Genomic DNA, 16,861 nt, shown 5'->3' with positions numbered 1-16,861 from the left:
ATCGGGCACGGCGTCAGGCGCGGGCCGAACCGGCGACCGGCTCCAGCGAGCGAACGGGCCGCACTCGCCCGACCTCCCGGCCACCGCCCAGCAGCGGCTCGCCCTGGAACTCGGTGAGCAGTCCCGGGTCGACGCCCGCCCGGGCCAACGCCGCAGCGGTCACCGGCACACGGGCCCGGTTCGCACCATCCGCGATCTTCACCGCCACGGCCCGCCCATCGGCCAGCGCAGCGACCTGCACGCCCTCGAAGCCGTCCTTGGTGAGCAGCCCCGGCACGGCCCGCATCAGCGCGGCGACGTCCCGCCCGGACCCGGAAGCCATCTCGGCGTGTTCGCGCATCGCGTCGGCGACCCGGGCCTCGGGCGTGCCCGGCGCGGCGGTGACGATCCGGGCGGTGGCCCGCGCCAGTCCGTGCAGGGTGAGGGAGAACAGGGGCGCGCCGCAGCCGTCGACAGTGACCTGGGCGATGCGCTGCCCGGTGAGGTCCTCCACGATCTCGGCGATGGCCTGCTGGAGCGGGTGGCCGGGGTCGAGGTAGTCCTCCAGGGGCCAGCCGTTGAGGGTGCAGGTGTAGAGCATGGCCGCGTGCTTGCCGGAACAGTTCTGGGCGAGCCGTGAGGGCAGCCGGCCCTCGCGCACCCAGGCGTCCCGGACGACCGGGTCGAACGGCAGGTCCGGGACGTTGCGCAGGTGGTCCTCGGTGAGCCCGGCGAGTTCGAGGATGCGCCGGGCTCCGGCGAGGTGGCGTTCCTCGCCGGAGTGGCTGGCGGCGGTCAGCGACAGCAGCTCGCCGTCGAGGGGCAGCCCGGCCCGGACCATGGCCACGGCCTGGACGGGCTTGATCGCGGAGCGCGGGTAGAAGGCGGCCTCGATGTCCCCGATCTGGAGCCGGACCTCTCCGTCGGCGTCGAGGACGACGACGGAGCCGTAGTGGATGCCTTCGGTGATTCCGCCGCGGACGAGGTGGGCGACGGGGGCGTGGAGGGGTTCACGGACAAGGGGTGCGTCCGCGAGAGAACTGCTGTACATCACTGCCTGCTTCTCGGGGAGCGGCGCGTTCCTCACGCGTCGGCTCCGCTGGGGGACTTGTGTGCGATACGGCCGCGGATGCCGAACCATCCGGCGACCAGGGCACCGACGATCAGCGGCAGGCACAGCACGGTGGTGCGTCCCGCGCCGCCGTCGGCGTACATGAGGACCAGGACGGAGGCGAGGAAGGCCAGCGTCACGATCTCGGTCCAGGGAGAGCCCGGGAGCCGGTAGCCCGGGCGGGTCAGCTCGCCCTTCTGGGTCTTCTGCCAGAAGAGGAGGTGACAGATCATGATCATGCCCCAGGTGGCGAGGATGCCGATCGCGGCGAAGTTCAGCACGATCTCGAACGCCTCGGCGGGTACGACGAAGTTGAGGCCCACGCCCAGGACGCAGACGCCGCTGGTGAGCAGGATGCCGCCGTAGGGAACCTGGCTGCGGCTCATCACGGAGGTGAACTTCGGCGCGGATCCGGCCATGGCCATGGAGCGCAGGATGCGGCCGGTGGAGTAGAGGCCGGAGTTGAGGGAGGACATGGCGGCGGTGAGGACGACGAGGTTCATCACGCCGCCCGCCGCCGGGACGCCGATGTTGGACAGCACCGTCACGAAGGGGCTCTCCCCCGCCGTGTACTTGTTCCACGGCAGCAGCATCGACAGCAGCACGACCGAGCCGACGTAGAAGACGCCGACGCGCCACATGATCGAATTGATCGCCTTCGGCATGATCATCTCGGGGTTCTCGGTCTCGCCCGCGGCCACGCCGACCAGTTCGACGGAGGCGTAGGCGAAGACGACGCCCTGGATGATCAGCAGCATGGGCAGCAGGCCCTGCGGGAAGACGCCGCCGTTGTCACCGATGAGGGACGGGCCGGGGGTGTGGCCGTCGACGGGGTGCTGGGTGACCAGCAGGAAGATACCGATGCACATGAAGACGACGAGGGCGCCGACCTTGACGATCGCGAACCAGAACTCCAGCTCGCCGAAGATCTTCACCGAGATCAGGTTCACGGTGAGCACCACGGCCAGCGCGATCAGCGCGATGACCCACTGCGGTATGTCGGAGAACATGCCCCAGAAGTGGGTGTAGGTGGCGACGGCGGTGATGTCGGCGATGCCGGTGGTCGCCCAGTTGAGGAAGTACATCCAGCCGGCGGTGTAGGCGCCTTTCTCCCCCATGAACTCGCGGGCGTAGGAGACGAAGGCGCCCGAGGAGGGCCGGTACAGCACGAGTTCGCCGAGGGCGCGCACGACGAGAAAGGCGAAGAGGCCGCAGACCGCGTAGGCGATGAAGAGGGACGGGCCGGCGTCGGCGAGACGGCCGCCGGCGCCGAGGAACAGGCCGGTGCCGATGGCTCCGCCGATGGCGATCATGTTGACGTGCCGGGACTTCAGGGACTTGCTGTAGCCCGCGTCTCCGGCATCGACATGGATGGAACGTTTCTGCACATCGTCGTGCAGGGACTGCTCGCTCACGCCTCGGTTCCGCCTTCCATGGGGGTGTCCGTGCGCGAGGAACGCACGATGTCGGTGAGGGTCGTCTCGACGCGGTCGAGGTGGTGGGCCATGGCCTCCACCGCGTCGTTCTCGGAACCGTCGGTCAGCGCCTCGACGATCGCCCGGTGCTCACGGTTGGACTGCTCGCGGCGGCCGCCCAGCTCGTTGAGGAAGGCGGACTGGCGGGCCAGGGCGTCCCGGATCTCCTCGATGACCCGGCGGAACACCGGGTTCTGGGCGGCCTCGGCCACGGCGAGATGGAACAGCGTGTCCATGGCGACCCACGCGGTGGTGTCCGTCTCCCGCTCCATCCGGTCCAGCAGGTGGGCCAGGTGGTCGAGGTTCTCCGGGGTGCGGCGCCGGGCCGCGTACCCGGCGACCGGGATCTCGACGTGACGGCGCACCTCCAGCAGGTCGCTGGCCGCGTAGTCGCCGAACGTGGGGTCCTCGACGGTGCTGGCCACGACGAAGGTGCCCTTGCCGGTCCGGGACACGGTCAGGCCCATGGTCTGCAGGGCCCGCAGCGCCTCGCGCAGCACGGGCCGGGAGACCTCCAGGGTGCGGCAGAGCTCCGCCTCGGAGGGGAGCTTGTCGCCGATGGCGTACTCGCCCCGCTCGATGGCACCGCGCAGGTACGCCAGCACCGCTTCCATGGCACTGACGCGACGCACAGGCTGTCCGGCTGTCCGGCTGTCTGACAGGTTCACGGGAGAGATACTCCGGGCGACGGAAGCTGCTGTCAAGGGGCGGCCCCCAAGGGGCGCGGGGAACGGCGCGACCAGCCACGATGGCGCCGCAGACAGACGACGGCGCCACTCGGCAGAACACTCAACCGTGCAGCACACCCGCCCCGAGCAGCCCGAACAGCAGCACGCCCACCACGATCCGATAGATCACGAACGCGTTGAACGAGTGCTTGGCGACGAACTTCAGCAGCCAGGCGATGGAGGCGTAGGCCACGGCGAAGGACACGAGCGTGCCGACGGCGAGCGGGGCCGCGCCAGCCCCGGTACCCAGGGCGTCCTTGAGCTCATAGAGGCCGGCGCCGGTCAGCGCGGGGATGCCGAGGAAGAAGGAGAGCCGGGTGGCGGCGACGCGGTCCAGGTCGAGGATCAGCGCGGTGGACATGGTGGCGCCGGAGCGGGAGAAGCCGGGGAAGAGCAGGGCGAGGATCTGGGAGCTGCCGACGAGCATCGCGTCCTTGAACGAGGTGTCGTCCTCACCGCGCTTGTGCCGGCCCATCTGGTCCGCCGCCCACATCACGCCGCTGCCGACGATCAGCGAGCCGGCGACCACCCACAGCGAGGCGAGCGGGCCCTCGATGAGCGGCTTGGCGGCGAGCCCGACCACGACGATCGGGATGGTCGCGCAGATGACCCACCAGGCGAACTTGTAGTCGTGGTGGTGACGCTCCTCCCGGTTGCGCAGGCCCCTCCCCCAGGCGGAGACGATCCGGACGATGTCCTTGAAGAAGTACACGAGCACCGCGGCGATCGCGCCGACCTGGATGACGGCCGAGAACCCGACCACGGCGTCGTCGTCGACGGGGATGCCCATCAGCCCCTCGACGATCTTCAGATGGCCGGTGGAGGAGACGGGCAGGAACTCGGTCACCCCCTCGACGGCTCCGAGGACGACGGCCTGACCGACGCTGATGACGCTCATGGGATCCAGTTCTGCTCGGGGGCGGGAGCGGAGGGGACCGTCTTACTACACCCGGACGAGAACGGAGTTCATGGACGCACCTCACATGCGCGCCAATGCGGCCCCCGCGAAGGCCGCGGCGAGGCCGGCCGTCACACTGAGCACGACGTTGAGGGCGGCCTGCAGCCGTGCCCCGGTCTCCGCCAGCCGCAGCGTCTCGTAGGAGAACGTCGAGTAGGTCGTCAGGGCCCCGCACAGGCCGGTGCCGAGCAGCAGCTGGAGGTGGGTGGCGGCGCCGGTGAGCAGGCCGAGGATCAGCGACCCGCCGACGTTGACCGTGAAGGTGCCCCAGGGGAAGACCGAGTCGTGCCGCGCCTGGACCGCCCGGTCGGTGAGGTAGCGCAGCGGGGCTCCCACCATCGCGCCGCAGACGACCAGCAGCCAGTTCACAACGACTTCTTACCTTTCGTACCGGCTGTGCCGGGGTCGTCCCCGAGAGCGGTGTACCGGATCACCTCGCACGCGTCGAGGGTCACGAGCCCCTCGGTGACGATGTCGTCGAGGTGCGGGAGGAACGCGCGGACGCGTGGCTCGGTGTCGACGATCACCACGGCGACCGGCAGGTCCTCGCTCAGGGACAGCAGCCGCGAGGTGTGGATCAGGGAGGAGGCGCCGAACCCCTCGATGCCGCGGAAGACGCTGGCGCCCGCCAGGCCGGCCGCGTGGGCCCGGTGGACGATCTCCGAGTAGAGGGGCCTGTGGTGCCAGGTGTCGTTCTCGCCGACGAAGACGGTCAGGCGCAGGGCCCTGCCGGTCGGTCTCGTCATCGTTGCCTCCTCTGCAGGACGCGGCGGGTCGTCCCGGCCGCGATCCACACCGCCGTGAGGGCCGCGAGCGGGGTCGCGACCAGGTAGGCCAGACCGGGGCCGGCCTGGCCGCCGTCGACGAGCCTTCGGATGTCGACGGCGTACGTCGAGAAGGTGGTGAAGCCGCCGAGGACGCCGGTGCCGAAAAAGGGACGGACGAGGGGGTGGGGGGTCCGGATCTCGGTGATGATCACCATGAACACGCCGATCACCGCGCAGCCGGCGATGTTGACGGCCAGCGTCGTCCAGGGGAAGCCGCCCGCGGGCGTGGGCCACCAGAGGGAGGTGGCGTGGCGGGCGGCCGCCCCCGCTCCCCCGCCGAGCGCCACGACGGTGACGACGGGCGCCTGGGCGCGCCAGGAGGGCCGCCGCGGGGTGGAGGCTCGCACGTGGAGGCTCTCGGGGGATGTCATGGGGTGCGTCTCCTACTCGCCGGGAGCCCGGGGTCGTGCGGGCGCGTGCCGTCGCAAGTAGGGACCGTTGGCGGCGTCCTCGCCGCGGTTCGGGTACGGCGGGCCCCACCGCCGCGCCGCGACGTCAGCCGCGGCCGGAGTTCAGGTTAACCCCGGGGCCGAACGGGGTCACTCCGAGGCTGCGGTGAGGGTCGCTTCGCGGCGGGCGGTGCAGTCGGCTCCGGAGCAGGCGGTGCAGGTCGCTCCGGGGCGGTCGGCGCAGGTCACTTCGGGGCGGGCGGCTCGCAGACGGCGACGCCCCGTTCCCAGATGCTGCCGAGGATCAGGTGCCCGCCCGCTTCGCAGACGCTGGTGGGCATGCGGTAGCCGGAGTGGCGGCGGCCGTGGTGGTGGACGACGCGGCCCTGGTCGTCGTAGGCCTGGAGGGCGATCGTGCCGACGGGGCGGAACGGGGCGCGTACGGCGGCGCGCGCGGCGGCGGCCCGGACGCCGGGCGCGCTGCGGTGCAGCAGGTCGAGGGCCTGGACGCGGGGCCCGGCGAGCGCGACCCAGATCGGTCCGTCGGGCGTGCCGCGCCAGAGGTTGTCGGGCATGCCCGGGAGGTCCTCGGCGAACGGCTCGCTCCGGCCGGCCTCGGGCCCGGTGAGCCGCAGGCGCAGCAGCCGGCGGGCGCCGGTCTCGGCGACGACGAGGAAGGACTCGTCCGCGCCGACGGCGACGCCGTTGGCGAACTGCAGCCCGTCCAGCACCACCTCGGGTGTGTCACCGCCGGGGGCGAGCCGCAGCAGCCGTCCCGTCCCGGTGTGCTCGACGATATCGCCGATCCAGTTCTCCAGCGGGTAGCGGCGGCTGGAGACGGTGAAGTAGACACTGCCGTCGGAGAGGGACACGACGTTGCTGCAGAAGCGCAGCGGTTCCCCTGCCACCGAGCCGGCGAGGACACGGACGGTGCCGTCGCCGGTGCCGACGCGCAGCAGTCCGCGTGTCGCGTCGCACACCAACAGGTCGCCGTCCGGGAGGAGTTCGAGCCCGAGCGGCCTGCCTCCGGTCTCGGCGATCACCTCGACGCGGACCGCGACCGGATCACCGAGGGCGTCGAGCCGCAGGATGCGGCCGTCCGCGACCCCGGTGAGGACGCGGCCGCGCGGGTCGGCGACCACGTCCTCGGGGCCGGGGCCCACGGCGACGTAGTGACGGGGGACGAGTGCCGTGGGCCGGTCCATTGCGTGCGTGTCCTTCACCGTCGGGAGCGATACCGCGTACCGGGTCGCCTACCAGCCCTTTTCAAACATGCGGGCGACTTCAGCGATCCGTATGTCGTCGCGGTGGTAGCGGACCCGGCCCGCGGACCTGCTGGTGCGCACCATGCCGGTGGCCTCGAGAAGCCGGAGATGGGTGACGGCGACCGGGCGTGCCAACGAGAACCGCTCGGCGACGGCGTCCGCGGTGACACCGTCCTGCGCGGTCGCGGGTTCCTTCAGCCAGGCCAGGATGCGCAGCCGCGTCTCGTCCGTGGGAGTCCTCAGCATGTCGTGCCCCTGCCTCGCGGCTCCGCCCTCACCGCGTCCTCCCACCGTCTCGCAGCCAAGGCCGCCGTGTCCGGTACTCGGGCATGCTTGGCCGATACCGAACTGCCTTACACCGCGCAGGACTTCGGGCGCCGGGCCCGACAGCCGGGAGGGTCCGGGCGGCGGGCCCTCCCCCGTGTGCTCAGCGGTGCCGGAAAAGGGACATCGACGACAGCGCGTGGTCGTCGCAGCCGAACAGCGCCTGGTTCTCCCAGGCGTCGCCGGAGGTCGCGCCGGCCGGGTCCCAGCCGTTGCCGCCCGCCGTGGTCCAGGAGTGCTGCTCGCGCAGATCGGGGGCGAGGATCCGGCGGCGTGATCCTGCCGACGGAGCTGGTGAAACGGGAGTCGGCGCAGGCGCGCCGGAGATGGTCCATGCACGGTCATTGAACCCTGCACCGGTGTTACCGTTCCCCTATGGCGGCGAGTACGGCTGGCGGACAGCTCGAGGAACGGTGGCGGGACATCCTGTCGGCGCATGCCCGCACGATGTGCGAGATCGACCGGGCGTTGCATCCGCACGGACTCGGCGCGTCCGACTTCGAGGTCCTGGACATGCTCGTGACCGCCGCGCCCGAGGAGGGCGAGCAGTGCCGGGTGCAGAACCTCGTGGGGCGGGTCCACCTCAGCCAGAGCGCGCTGTCCCGGCTGATCGCCCGGCTGGAGAAGGACGGCCTGGTGTCGCGGTCCGTCTGCGCGGAGGACCGGCGGGGCGTGTGGGTCGCCCTGACGTCAAAGGGCCGTGACCTGCACGCCGAGGTGCTGCCGTTGCAGCGGGCGGCGCTGACCCGGGCGCTGGGCGGCCAGCCGACCGGTCCGGGATCGGGCCGGTCCCCTCACTAGGGCCTGTGGCGAAAGTGGCGCCTGCCGCGCGACGCCCGGCACGCCCTTTCGCCGCACCACCCGAAAGCCCGGGTACGCCCGGTACGAGGGCTTCCGGGCGGCACGCCGAGATCACGCACCGAACGCCGCGCGGCCGCCCTTGGGGCAACGACGCCACTCTCACCACGGTCCCTAGCGGGCCAGCAGGGTGCGGACTCCCTCCGAGGTGAGCGTCAGCCGGTGCTCCGAGCTGCCGTCGATGGTGAGCGACAGGTCGTCGGCCGGCCACTGGGCGGCGAGGGCGCCGAGCGGCACCATGCGGTAGCGGGAGACGAACGGCAGCAGCCCGGCCATCTCCACCTCGGAGGTGAACACGGGCACCACCGGTTCGCCGCCCGGCTGTTCCAGCACCGGCAGCGCCACCGCCGAGGGATTGACGGCGTCGGCGTCGGCCGCGTCGTCGGGCACGGGGATGAGCACGTCGCTGTTGGCGAGCGCGTCCAGAGCCGCCGCGTCCTCGGTGTTCTCGGCGAGGACGTCCAGTGCCCGCTGGGCGGGCGTGGGCGTGGGGTCGTTTGCAGGTGTCTCCATGGCACATTCCCTGGTAGCGGCAGTCGTGCGGCCTGCCCGGGGCAAGATCCGCCCCGGGTACGGTCCTGCTCGCGTACCCGAACGGCAAGGGGGCAATCCTGGTGGAGCTTCAGGGTTCGTGGGAGCCGCGGGGAGATCTTGTGGTCGGGCTCCGTGATCGCGATCGCGCCCCGGCTGTGGGCGGGCCGGCCCCTGGCGGAGGCGACCGGCCCGGGCACGCCCCTGGTCGTCCTGGAGAACGCGCTCGACGACGAGACGGCCCTGGTACCGGTGAGTCCCACACCGGCGCCCGCAAGGCCACCCAGCATCTCCTCGGCCTCGGGCACACCACGGTGTGGCACATCGCGGGCCCGACGGGCTGGACCTCCCCCGACCACCGGCTGACGAGCTGGCAGTCGACGCTGCGGGCCGCCGGTGCCGCCGTTCCGGACCCCCTCGTCGGGGACTGGAGCGCCGATTCCGGCTACGACCTGGGCCGCCGGCCGGCCCGGCGCCCGGAGGTGAGGGCGGCGTTCGCCTCCAACGACCAGATGGCGCTCGGTCTGCTGCACGCGCTGCACGAGGGCGGACGGTGCGCCCCGGGGGACATCAGCGTCGTCGGCTACGACGACATCCCCGAGGCCGCGCACTTTCTGCCGCCGCTGACCACCGTCCGCACCGACTTCGCGGAGATCGGCACCCGTGCGCTGCGGCTGCTCACCGACCGCATCGACGGCCCGGGCGAGCGGCCCCGCATCGGCACCCTGGTGCCCGTGGACCTGGTGGTGCGGGCGAGCAGCGCCGCGCCGGCGGCGCACTGACCGGCGCTCGTCAGCCGTCTTCCCCGGTCACGGCCCCGGTGCGCCGACCGGCGTTCGTCACCCCTCTCCCCCCGCCACGGCCCGCTGCCAGGCCCCCTCCCGCAACAGCCGCAGCCCGTTCAGGCCGACCAGGACCGTGGAGCCCTCGTGACCCGCGACGCCCAGCGGCAGCGGCAGGTCACCGGCCAGGTCCCAGACGACGAGACCGGCGATGAACACCCCGGCGATCACGAGGTTCTGCACGACCAGCCTGCGGGCGCGGCGGGACAGGGCGACGGTGGCGGGGACGGCGGCGAGCTCGTCGCGCACGATGACGGCGTCCGCGGTCTCCAGGGCCAGGTCGGAGCCGGCCCGGCCCATGGCGATGCCGGTGTGCGCGGCGGCCAGGGCGGGTGCGTCGTTGACGCCGTCCCCGACGACCAGCACCTTGCGGCCCGTGCTCTCCATCTCCTGGACGGCCGTCAGTTTGTCCTGCGGCAGCAGCCCGGCGCGCACGTCGTCGATGCCGGCCTCGGCGGCGAGGCGCGCGGCGGCGCGGGGGTTGTCGCCGGTGAGGAGCACGGGGGCGGTGCCGGTGAGCCGGGTGAGGGAGGCGACCGTGGCGGTGGCGTCCGGGCGCAGCCGGTCCGCGACGCCGAGCAGTCCGGCGGGGGTGCCGTCCACGACGACCAGGACGGCGGTACGGCCGGATTCCTCCAGTTCCACGGCCGTGCCGACGGTGTCGTCCGCCAGCCGGGCCGGTGCGCCGACCGCGACCGTACGGCCGCCGGCGACGGCGGTGACTCCCACACCGGGCGCGGACGTGAAGTCCCGCGCGTCGGGCAGGTCGAGACCACGTTCGCGGGCCGCGTCCACGACCGCCCGGGCCAGTGGATGCTCACTGGGCCGTTCGGCGGCCGCCGCCAGTGTCAGCAACTCCCGCTCGTCCAGGCCGGATCCGGGCAGCGGCCGCACGTCGGTGACCCGGGGGCTGCCCTCGGTGAGGGTGCCGGTCTTGTCCAGGGCGACCGCGTCCACCTGGCCGAGCCGCTCCATCACCACGGCCGACTTCACCAGCACACCGTGACGTCCGGCGTTGGCGATGGCCGACAGCAGGGGCGGCATGGTGGCCAGCACCACCGCGCACGGCGAGGCCACGATCATGAAGGTCATGGCGCGCAACAGCGAGTCGGTCAGCTGCGCCCCGAAGGCGAGCGGCACCAGGAAGACGGCCAGGGTCGCGGCCACCATGCCCAGCGAGTAGCGCTGTTCGACCTTCTCGATGAACAGTTGTGTGGGCGCCTTGGTCTCGGACGCCTCCTGCACCATGCGGACGATCCGGGCGATCACCGAGTCGGACGCGTCCCGTTCGACCCGGATCCGCAGCGCGCCGGTGCCGTTGAGGGTGCCCGCGTAGACCTCGTCGCCCCGCTCCTTGGGCACCGGCAGCGGCTCACCGGTGATGGTCGCCTGATCCACCTCGCTCGCCCCGTCCAGCACGCGTCCGTCGGCTCCGACTCGCTCGCCGGGCCGTACGAGAACGGTGTCACCGACCTCCAGCTCCTCGACCGGCACGGCCTGTTCCTCACCCGCCGGGCTCATCCGGGTGGCGGTGGCGGGGGCCAGGTCGAGCAGGCCGCGGACGGAGTCGGCGGTGCGGGCCGTGGCCAGGGCCTCCAGGGCACCCGAGGTGGCGAAGATGACGATGAGCAGGGCGCCGTCCATGACCTGCCCGATCGCGGCCGCGCCCAGTGCGGCGACGACCATCAGCAGGTCCACGTCGAGGGTGCGGTCCTTCAGCGCCTTGAGCCCCTCCCACCCCGGCTCCCACCCGCCGGTGGCGTACGACAGGGCGTACAGAGTGCCCCAGGTCCAGGCGGGGGCGCCGGTCAACTGCAAGGGCAGCGCGAGCAGGAAGAGCACGGTGGCCGCGGCGGCCCAGCGCGCCTCGGGAAGCGCGAGGACACGGGTACGCCGCCGGGCCACCTCTCCGGTGCGTGCGGGCTTCGCCCGTTCGACCGGATGCGGCGCGAGCGTGGAGGTCATCAGGGGGTCCTTCTGGCGGGGTCGCGTGGCCACTCACCATACAGGAACACATGAAGACTCATTCATTTCTTCATGTGACCCCTCGACATGGCGCGCCGGCACGGGCGGATACCGGTGTCACCGCACGGGCACCGCGAGGTACTGGTACTCCAGGAACTCGTCGATCCCGACCCGGCCGCCCTCTCGCCCGAGCCCGGACTGCTTGACCCCGCCGAACGGAGCCGCCGGGTTGGAGACCAGGCCGGTGTTCAGGCCGACCATGCCGACCTCCAGGCCCTCACTGACACGCAGCCCGCGGTCCAGCCCCTGGGTGAAGACGTAACCGACCAGGCCCCAGGACGTGTCGTTGGCACGGCGCAGGACCTCGTCCTCGTCGTCGAAGGCGAGGATCGCGGCGACCGGTCCGAAGATCTCCGTATCCATCAGGCGGCTGCCGGGGTCGACGCCGGCCAGCACGGTCGGCGGGTAGAAATGGCCGGGCCCCTCCGGCGTGCGGCCGCCGACGAGCACCCGTGCGCCGCGCTCCACCGCGTCGGCGACCAGCTCCGCGACCTTGGCGCGTCCGGCGGCGTCGATCAGCGGGCCGACGTCGACGCCGTCGCGCGTCCCGGGCCCGACCACGAGGGCGCCCATCCGCTCGGCGAGCCGCCGCCCGAACTCGCCGGCCACCGACCGGTGCACGAAGAAGCGGTTCGCCGCCGTGCAGGCCTCCCCCATGTTCCGCATCTTGGCGATCATCGCCCCGTCCACGGCCACGTCCAGGTCGGCGTCGTCGAAGACGATGAAGGGCGCGTTCCCGCCCAGCTCCATCGAGGTGCGTACCACGGTGTCGGCACACTGCGCGAGCAGCAGCCGGCCGACCGCGGTGGACCCGGTGAAGGACAGCTTGCGGATCCTCCCGCCGCGCAGCAGCGGCTCGCACACCTCACCGGCACGGGAGGTGGTGACGACGTTCAGCACGCCGTCCGGCAGGCCCGCCTCCGTCAGGATCCCGGCCAGCGCCAGGCTGGACAGGGGGGTCTGCGGCGCGGGCTTGAGGATCATCGTGCAGCCCGCCGCGATCGCCGGGCCGATCTTGCGGGTGCCCATGGCCAGCGGGAAGTTCCACGGCGTGATCAGCAGGCAGGGCCCGACCGGGCGCCGGGAGAGCAGCATGCGGTTGCGGCCGTCGGGCAGGGTGCCGCAGCCGCCGCCGATACGGACGGCCTCCTCGGAGAACCAGCGGAAGAACTCGGCCGCGTACGCCACCTCTCCCCGGGCCTCGGCGAGCGGCTTGCCCATCTCGGACGTCATCAGACGGGCGAGCTCGTCGGTGCGCTCCAGGATGAGCTCGTAGGCGCGGCGCAGGATCTCGCTGCGGGCCCGGGGCGCGGTGCGGGCCCAGGCCGCCTGGGCACCGACGGCGGCCTCCTCGGCCAGCCGGGCGTCCTTCGGGCCGGCGTCGGCGACGTGGCAGAGGATCTCGCCGGTCGCCGGATCGTCGACGGGCATGGTGGCACCGTCGGTGGCGTCCACCCACGCACCGCCGATGAACAACTGCGTCAGAACCTCGGTCATGTCGTCTCTCCTGGCTGATCGGCGGCGGGGTCGAGGAGTTCGGCGAGGTGCAGGGCGCGAACGCCCCGGTCGCCGGCGAGGTGGTCGATCTGAGTGGCGCAGCTGAAGCCGTCGGCGACGACGGGCCGTCCGTCGAGGCGGTCCAGACGGGGCCGCAGAGCGAGGTCGGCGACGGCGATGGAGGTGTCGTAGTGCTGGGCCTCGAAGCCGAAGTTTCCGGCGAGTCCGCAGCAGCCCTCGGCCTCGTCGACTCCGCGTATACCGAGGCGGCGCAGCAGGTCGGCGGGGCGGTGGCCCTTGAAGGTGGCGTACTCGTGGCAGTGGGTCTGGAGCACGACGTTCTCGGGGAGGGGCGGTGCGGTCCAGCCCTGGTCGGCGAGGTCGGCCAGGGCCCCGGTAAAGGTCTGCACGCGGTCGGCCACGCGCCGGGCGGCCTCGGTGCCGAGGAGTTCCGGTACGTCGCGTTTGAGGGCGGCTGCGCAGCTGGGCTCTGCGACGATGATCGGCCGGTCGTCGCCGTCGTCGAGGGCGGTGACGGTTCGGGCCATGACCTTGCGGGCCGTGCCCAGTTGGCCGGTGCTGACCCAGGTCAGTCCGCAGCACAGGCCGTCTCGCGGGGTGCAGGGGACGCCGGCACCGACGGCGTTGCCCGCCATGCTCGTGCCGCCGCCCCGGGCCGTGACCGGCACACCCGCCGCACGGCAGGCCCGCACCACGGCCACCACATCGTCGGCGGTCCGCGGGAAGGCCACCGCCCGGGGCGGCACACGGTAGTTGGAGGCGTCATAGGCGTAGGCGCCGGTGGCCCCCGGTCCGGTCTCCACCCGCAGACCGGGCGCGAGCTCGGCGATGCGGGCCGTCAGCCCCGCCAGGCCGCGGGTGGCGGTGGTCATCGGTCCGACGCTCCCGAGGTTCCGGCCTCGACGGCGTTCGCCCAGGCCTGGAGACCCTCGTCGACGCCGGTCTCGTCGATCACGAGCGCCGGGATCATGCGGACGACCTGGTTCCAGGCGCCGCACAGCAGCAGGAGCAGGCCCTCGTCCACGGCGGCCCGCTGGACGCGGGCGGCGGTCTCCGGGTCGGGACTGCCGTCCTCGGTGACGAACTCGGTGGCGAGCATGAGACCGAGGCCGCGGACGTCCCCGATGCCGGGGGTTCGGTCGGCCACGGCCTCCAGGCCCTGGCGGAGCCGCTTGCCCATGGCGTCGGCGTTCTCCACGAGCTTCTCCTCGCGTACGACGTCGAGCGTCGCGCAGGCGGCGGCGCAGGCGACGGCGTTGGCGCCGTAGGTGCCGCCCTGCGAGCCGGGCCAGGCCTTCGTCATGAGTTCCTCGGAAGCGGCGATGCCGGAGAGGGGGAAGCCGCTGGCGAGGCCCTTGGCGGTGACCAGGATGTCGGGAGTGACGCCGAAGTGGTCGTGGCCCCAGAAGCGGCCGGTGCGACCGACCCCCGTCTGCACCTCGTCGAGGATCAGCAGGAAGCCGTGCCGGTCCGCCCGCTCCCGCAGGCCTTCGAGGAAGGCGCGGTTGGCGGGGACGTAGCCGCCCTCGCCGAGGACCGGCTCGACGATGATCGCCGCCGTGTCGGCGGGCGACGAGATCGTCTGGAGGGTGTAGTCGAGTTCCTCGAGAGCGAAACGGGTGGCGGTCTCCTCGTCCCAGCCGTACCGGAAGGCCGTCGGGAACGGGGTGACGACCACACCGCTCATCAGCGGCGAGAAGCCGGACCGGAAGCGGATGCCGGACGTGGTCATGGAGGCGGCGGCGACGGTACGGCCGTGGAAGCCGCCGTGGCAGACCAGGACGTTGGGCCGGCCGGTGGCCTGGCGGGCCAGGCGCAGAGCGGCTTCGACGGCCTCGCTGCCGGAGTTGGTGAAGAACAGGCTGTCCAGGCCGGCCGGCAGCACGTCGCCCAGCTTGTCGACGAGGCGGCGCAGCGGCTGGTGCATGACGGTGGTGTACTGCCCGTGGATGAGGGTGCCCACCTGCTCCTGCGCCGCCGCCACGACCTCGGGGTGGCAGTGCCCGGTGCTGGTGACGCCGATGCCGGCGGTGAAGTCGAGGTAGCGGCGGCCGTCCTCACCGTAGAGGTGGACGCCCTCGCCCCGGGCCGCCACGACGGGGGTGGCCTGGCGAAGGTGCGGCGACAGTGCGGTCATGTGGTCTCCCGGCCGTACGTCGAGGTCTGGTTGCTTGGCTCAGCTCCGGTTCCCGAGCATCCAAGCCGTCGCGAAACGGGACAACGCATGATCTGTCCAGCCGGAACCCGGTGTTCGGACGTTGTGTCAACCGCCGAACCCCTACGGCACCGCCCGCCCCTCGCGTGGACAGCTCTTGCGCAGGTCAGCCCCGCTTGTCAGAGTGACCGGGCACGCAGGGAGGCACCGTGAACGCTCACCCCCCGGCAGCCGGCCGTGATCCCGCCCCGGCCGGTCGGGCGCCGACCCTCGCCGACGTCCTCGCCCTGCCGGTCCTGGCCGCCGGGCAGCCCCAGGTCGTCACGGGGCTGGCGCAGCTGGACCGGCCGGTGCGCTGGGTGCACATCACCGAGCTGACGGACCCCGCCTCCTTCCTCAAGGGCGGGGAGCTGGTCCTGACCACGGGCATGCCCCTGCCCGAGGACGCCGCGGGTGTCCGCCGGTACGTCGAGGAGCTCACCGAGGTGGGGGCGGCCGCCCTGGTCATCGAGCTCGTACGGCGCTACCACCGGCCGCCCGACGCCCTCGTGCAGGCCTGCCGGGCCCGGCGGCTCCCTCTGGTCACCCTCGCCCGGGACGTCAACTTCCTGGAGGTCACGCAGGTCGTGCACGCGCTGATCCTCGGCAGCCAGGCGGAGGCGATGCGGCGGACCCAGCGGATCCACGAGGCGTTCACGGCCCTGACGTTGCGCGGGGCGGGTCCGGAGGACGTGCTGCGCGCGGCGGCGGAGATGAGTGGCCGGACGGTCGTGCTGGAGAACCTGGTGCACCAGGCGCTGATCTGCGAGCCCTCGGGGAGCACGGTGGAGGAGGCGCTCGGGGAGTGGGAGCCGCGCTCCCGGGCGTCCGGGCCCGGCGAACACACCGAGGTGGGCGGTCCGGAGGGCTGGCTCACCGCGCCGGTCTCCTACCAGGGCGAACGCTGGGGGCGGCTGGTCATGCTGCCCGACGACGGGCCGGTCTTCGGGCCGGAGGACGTCACCGTCCTGGAGCGGACCGCGATGGCCCTGACCGTGGCCCGGCTCATCCACTCCACGCCGTGGGAGCACACGGCCCACCGCAACGCCCTGCGCGAGCTGGCCGAGCAGCGCCACCACTCCCCCGAGGACGTCCGCGCCCGCTGTGCCGCGCTGGGTCTGCCGACGGAGGCCGCTGTGTTCCTGGCGGTCCTCGTGGACCTGGGGCATGGCGGGGAGGGTTCCGAGCCGGAGAACCGGCTGCACCGGGAGCTGCGGTCGGCCGGCGTCCCGGCGCTGGTCGGCGAGCTGTCCCCCGGCCGCCTCGGTGTGCTGCTGGCGCTGCGCCACGCCCAGCCCTGGCGGCCGGTGGCCGAACGGCTGAGCCGCGCGGCACTGGCCCTGGCGCCGGGGGCGATCGTCGGCGTCGGCTCGGGGGTGGCGGATCTCGCCGACACCGCCCGCTCCTTCCGCGAGGCGGCCCGGGTCATGGAGGCCACTCCGCCCGGCGAGGCCCTGCCCGCGGACCGCTCCTTCCACGAGCTGCCGGACGTCGGCCTGCGCCGGCTGCTGTACGCGCTGCGCGAGGACACCAGGATCCAGGACTACACGGAACGCCGGCTGGGCCGGCTCATCGAGCACGACGACCGGCACGGCACCGAGCTGTTGACGACCCTGGGCCACTACCTCGAGGCCGCCGGCAACAAGACCACGGCGGCCCGGCGCGGCGGTCTGTCGCGTGAGACCATGTACCAGCGTCTGCGCACCGTCGAACGCCTCCTCGGCACCGATCTCGAATCCGGCGCCCACCGCACGGAACTCCACGTGGCGCTCACGGCGTTGAGAGTCCTGCGCACCGACCGGGGACGGCACCCCCTGTAACGCTTTGCGCGTCCCGT

The 16,861-nt window shown here is 72.7% G+C and carries 16 protein-coding genes and 1 pseudogene; 3 read left to right on the top strand and 14 right to left on the bottom strand.

The annotated features are described in order from the left end of the window. Positions 1–13: 13 nt before the first annotated feature. From AB0937_RS06430 to AB0937_RS06390, 9 genes are all read right to left on the bottom strand, one after another. On the bottom strand, positions 14–1,030 hold the full coding sequence (locus tag AB0937_RS06430; RefSeq protein WP_366710225.1) for an asparaginase: 1,017 nt from the start codon (positions 1,028–1,030) through the stop codon (positions 14–16). A 32-nt stretch (positions 1,031–1,062) separates the two neighbouring features. Beyond that, complete coding sequence (locus AB0937_RS06425; RefSeq protein ID WP_366709873.1) at positions 1,063–2,505, bottom strand: amino acid permease; 1,443 nt, start codon at positions 2,503–2,505, stop codon at positions 1,063–1,065. After that, a complete protein-coding gene (locus tag AB0937_RS06420; RefSeq protein ID WP_366709871.1) occupies positions 2,502–3,179 on the bottom strand; it encodes a FadR/GntR family transcriptional regulator in 678 nt (225 codons plus the stop codon). The genes AB0937_RS06425 and AB0937_RS06420 overlap by 4 nt, the downstream gene beginning before the upstream one ends. Before the next feature lie 175 nt (positions 3,180–3,354). Continuing rightward, positions 3,355–4,191: an undecaprenyl-diphosphate phosphatase gene (locus AB0937_RS06415; RefSeq protein WP_366709869.1), complete on the bottom strand. Its 837-nt coding sequence runs from the start codon at positions 4,189–4,191 to the stop codon at positions 3,355–3,357. Positions 4,192–4,272: 81 nt separating this feature from the next. Then, positions 4,273–4,620, bottom strand: a complete 348-nt coding sequence (crcB, locus tag AB0937_RS06410; protein WP_366709868.1) for a fluoride efflux transporter CrcB — start codon at positions 4,618–4,620, stop codon at positions 4,273–4,275. Then, complete coding sequence (locus AB0937_RS06405; protein ID WP_366709866.1) at positions 4,617–4,997, bottom strand: DUF190 domain-containing protein; 381 nt, start codon at positions 4,995–4,997, stop codon at positions 4,617–4,619. Before AB0937_RS06405 ends, crcB (AB0937_RS06410) begins: the two co-directional genes overlap by 4 nt. Next, on the bottom strand, positions 4,994–5,449 hold the full coding sequence (gene crcB / locus AB0937_RS06400) for a fluoride efflux transporter CrcB (RefSeq protein ID WP_366709864.1): 456 nt from the start codon (positions 5,447–5,449) through the stop codon (positions 4,994–4,996). Before crcB (AB0937_RS06400) ends, AB0937_RS06405 begins: the two co-directional genes overlap by 4 nt. Positions 5,450–5,712: 263 nt before the next feature. After that, positions 5,713–6,672, bottom strand: a complete 960-nt coding sequence (locus AB0937_RS06395) for an SMP-30/gluconolactonase/LRE family protein (protein WP_366709863.1) — start codon at positions 6,670–6,672, stop codon at positions 5,713–5,715. A gap of 48 nt (positions 6,673–6,720) precedes the next feature. Then, positions 6,721–6,978: a winged helix-turn-helix domain-containing protein gene (locus AB0937_RS06390; RefSeq protein WP_366709861.1), complete on the bottom strand. Its 258-nt coding sequence runs from the start codon at positions 6,976–6,978 to the stop codon at positions 6,721–6,723. A 453-nt stretch (positions 6,979–7,431) separates the two neighbouring features. Here AB0937_RS06390 and AB0937_RS06385 point away from each other — a divergent pair, with 453 nt between their 5' ends. Further along, on the top strand, positions 7,432–7,857 hold the full coding sequence (locus AB0937_RS06385) for a MarR family transcriptional regulator (RefSeq protein ID WP_366709860.1): 426 nt from the start codon (positions 7,432–7,434) through the stop codon (positions 7,855–7,857). Between the two features lie 171 nt (positions 7,858–8,028). Here the strand turns inward: AB0937_RS06385 and AB0937_RS06380 are convergent, their stop codons facing one another. Further along, a complete protein-coding gene (locus AB0937_RS06380) occupies positions 8,029–8,427 on the bottom strand; it encodes an SseB family protein (protein WP_366709859.1) in 399 nt (132 codons plus the stop codon). Between the two features lie 153 nt (positions 8,428–8,580). Between AB0937_RS06380 and AB0937_RS06375 the strand changes: the two are divergent. Then, positions 8,581–9,227, top strand: a pseudogene (locus tag AB0937_RS06375) (substrate-binding domain-containing protein); the annotation flags it as partial. Positions 9,228–9,284: 57 nt separating this feature from the next. Here the strand turns inward: AB0937_RS06375 and AB0937_RS06370 are convergent. From AB0937_RS06370 to AB0937_RS06355, 4 genes are all read right to left on the bottom strand, one after another. Then, on the bottom strand, positions 9,285–11,252 hold the full coding sequence (locus AB0937_RS06370; RefSeq protein ID WP_366709857.1) for a heavy metal translocating P-type ATPase: 1,968 nt from the start codon (positions 11,250–11,252) through the stop codon (positions 9,285–9,287). Positions 11,253–11,369: 117 nt separating this feature from the next. Then, the gene (locus tag AB0937_RS06365) at positions 11,370–12,809 is read right to left on the bottom strand and encodes an NAD-dependent succinate-semialdehyde dehydrogenase (RefSeq protein WP_366709856.1); all 1,440 of its coding nucleotides are present in this window, start codon (positions 12,807–12,809) and stop codon (positions 11,370–11,372) included. Next, positions 12,806–13,702: an FAD-binding protein gene (locus AB0937_RS06360; protein WP_366709854.1), complete on the bottom strand. Its 897-nt coding sequence runs from the start codon at positions 13,700–13,702 to the stop codon at positions 12,806–12,808. The genes AB0937_RS06365 and AB0937_RS06360 overlap by 4 nt, the downstream gene beginning before the upstream one ends. Beyond that, complete coding sequence (locus tag AB0937_RS06355) at positions 13,699–14,967, bottom strand: aminotransferase class III-fold pyridoxal phosphate-dependent enzyme (protein WP_366709853.1); 1,269 nt, start codon at positions 14,965–14,967, stop codon at positions 13,699–13,701. Before AB0937_RS06355 ends, AB0937_RS06360 begins: the two co-directional genes overlap by 4 nt. A gap of 227 nt (positions 14,968–15,194) precedes the next feature. Between AB0937_RS06355 and AB0937_RS06350 the strand changes: the two genes are divergently transcribed. Then, positions 15,195–16,844 carry a PucR family transcriptional regulator ligand-binding domain-containing protein gene (locus AB0937_RS06350; RefSeq protein ID WP_366709851.1) on the top strand — a complete coding sequence of 550 codons (1,650 nt, stop codon included), beginning with the start codon at positions 15,195–15,197 and terminating at the stop codon, positions 16,842–16,844. Positions 16,845–16,861 lie beyond the last annotated feature (17 nt).

Source organism: Streptomyces sp. NPDC047880 (assembly GCF_040706515.1).
Taxonomy (GTDB): Bacteria; Actinomycetota; Actinomycetes; order Streptomycetales; family Streptomycetaceae; genus Streptomyces.
This window is presented reverse-complemented; position numbering and strand designations above follow the sequence as displayed.

Excerpts from the sequence above, each read along its gene's own strand:
- AB0937_RS06365 (WP_366709856.1), bottom strand. The coding sequence starts at position 12,809 with ATGACCGAGGTTCTGACGCAGTTGTTCATCGGCGGTGCGTGGGTGGAC.
- AB0937_RS06390 (WP_366709861.1), bottom strand. The coding sequence starts at position 6,978 with ATGCTGAGGACTCCCACGGACGAGACGCGGCTGCGCATCCTGGCCTGG.
- AB0937_RS06420 (WP_366709871.1), bottom strand. The coding sequence starts at position 3,179 with ATGGAAGCGGTGCTGGCGTACCTGCGCGGTGCCATCGAGCGGGGCGAG.
- AB0937_RS06415 (WP_366709869.1), bottom strand. The coding sequence starts at position 4,191 with ATGAGCGTCATCAGCGTCGGTCAGGCCGTCGTCCTCGGAGCCGTCGAG.
- AB0937_RS06395 (WP_366709863.1), bottom strand. The coding sequence starts at position 6,672 with ATGGACCGGCCCACGGCACTCGTCCCCCGTCACTACGTCGCCGTGGGC.
- AB0937_RS06405 (WP_366709866.1), bottom strand. The coding sequence starts at position 4,997 with ATGACGAGACCGACCGGCAGGGCCCTGCGCCTGACCGTCTTCGTCGGC.
- AB0937_RS06355 (WP_366709853.1), bottom strand. The coding sequence starts at position 14,967 with ATGACCGCACTGTCGCCGCACCTTCGCCAGGCCACCCCCGTCGTGGCG.
- AB0937_RS06385 (WP_366709860.1), top strand. The coding sequence starts at position 7,432 with ATGGCGGCGAGTACGGCTGGCGGACAGCTCGAGGAACGGTGGCGGGAC.
- AB0937_RS06370 (WP_366709857.1), bottom strand. The coding sequence starts at position 11,252 with ATGACCTCCACGCTCGCGCCGCATCCGGTCGAACGGGCGAAGCCCGCA.
- AB0937_RS06360 (WP_366709854.1), bottom strand. The coding sequence starts at position 13,702 with ATGACCACCGCCACCCGCGGCCTGGCGGGGCTGACGGCCCGCATCGCC.
- crcB (WP_366709864.1), bottom strand. The coding sequence starts at position 5,449 with ATGACATCCCCCGAGAGCCTCCACGTGCGAGCCTCCACCCCGCGGCGG.
- AB0937_RS06430 (WP_366710225.1), bottom strand. The coding sequence starts at position 1,030 with ATGTACAGCAGTTCTCTCGCGGACGCACCCCTTGTCCGTGAACCCCTC.
- AB0937_RS06380 (WP_366709859.1), bottom strand. The coding sequence starts at position 8,427 with ATGGAGACACCTGCAAACGACCCCACGCCCACGCCCGCCCAGCGGGCA.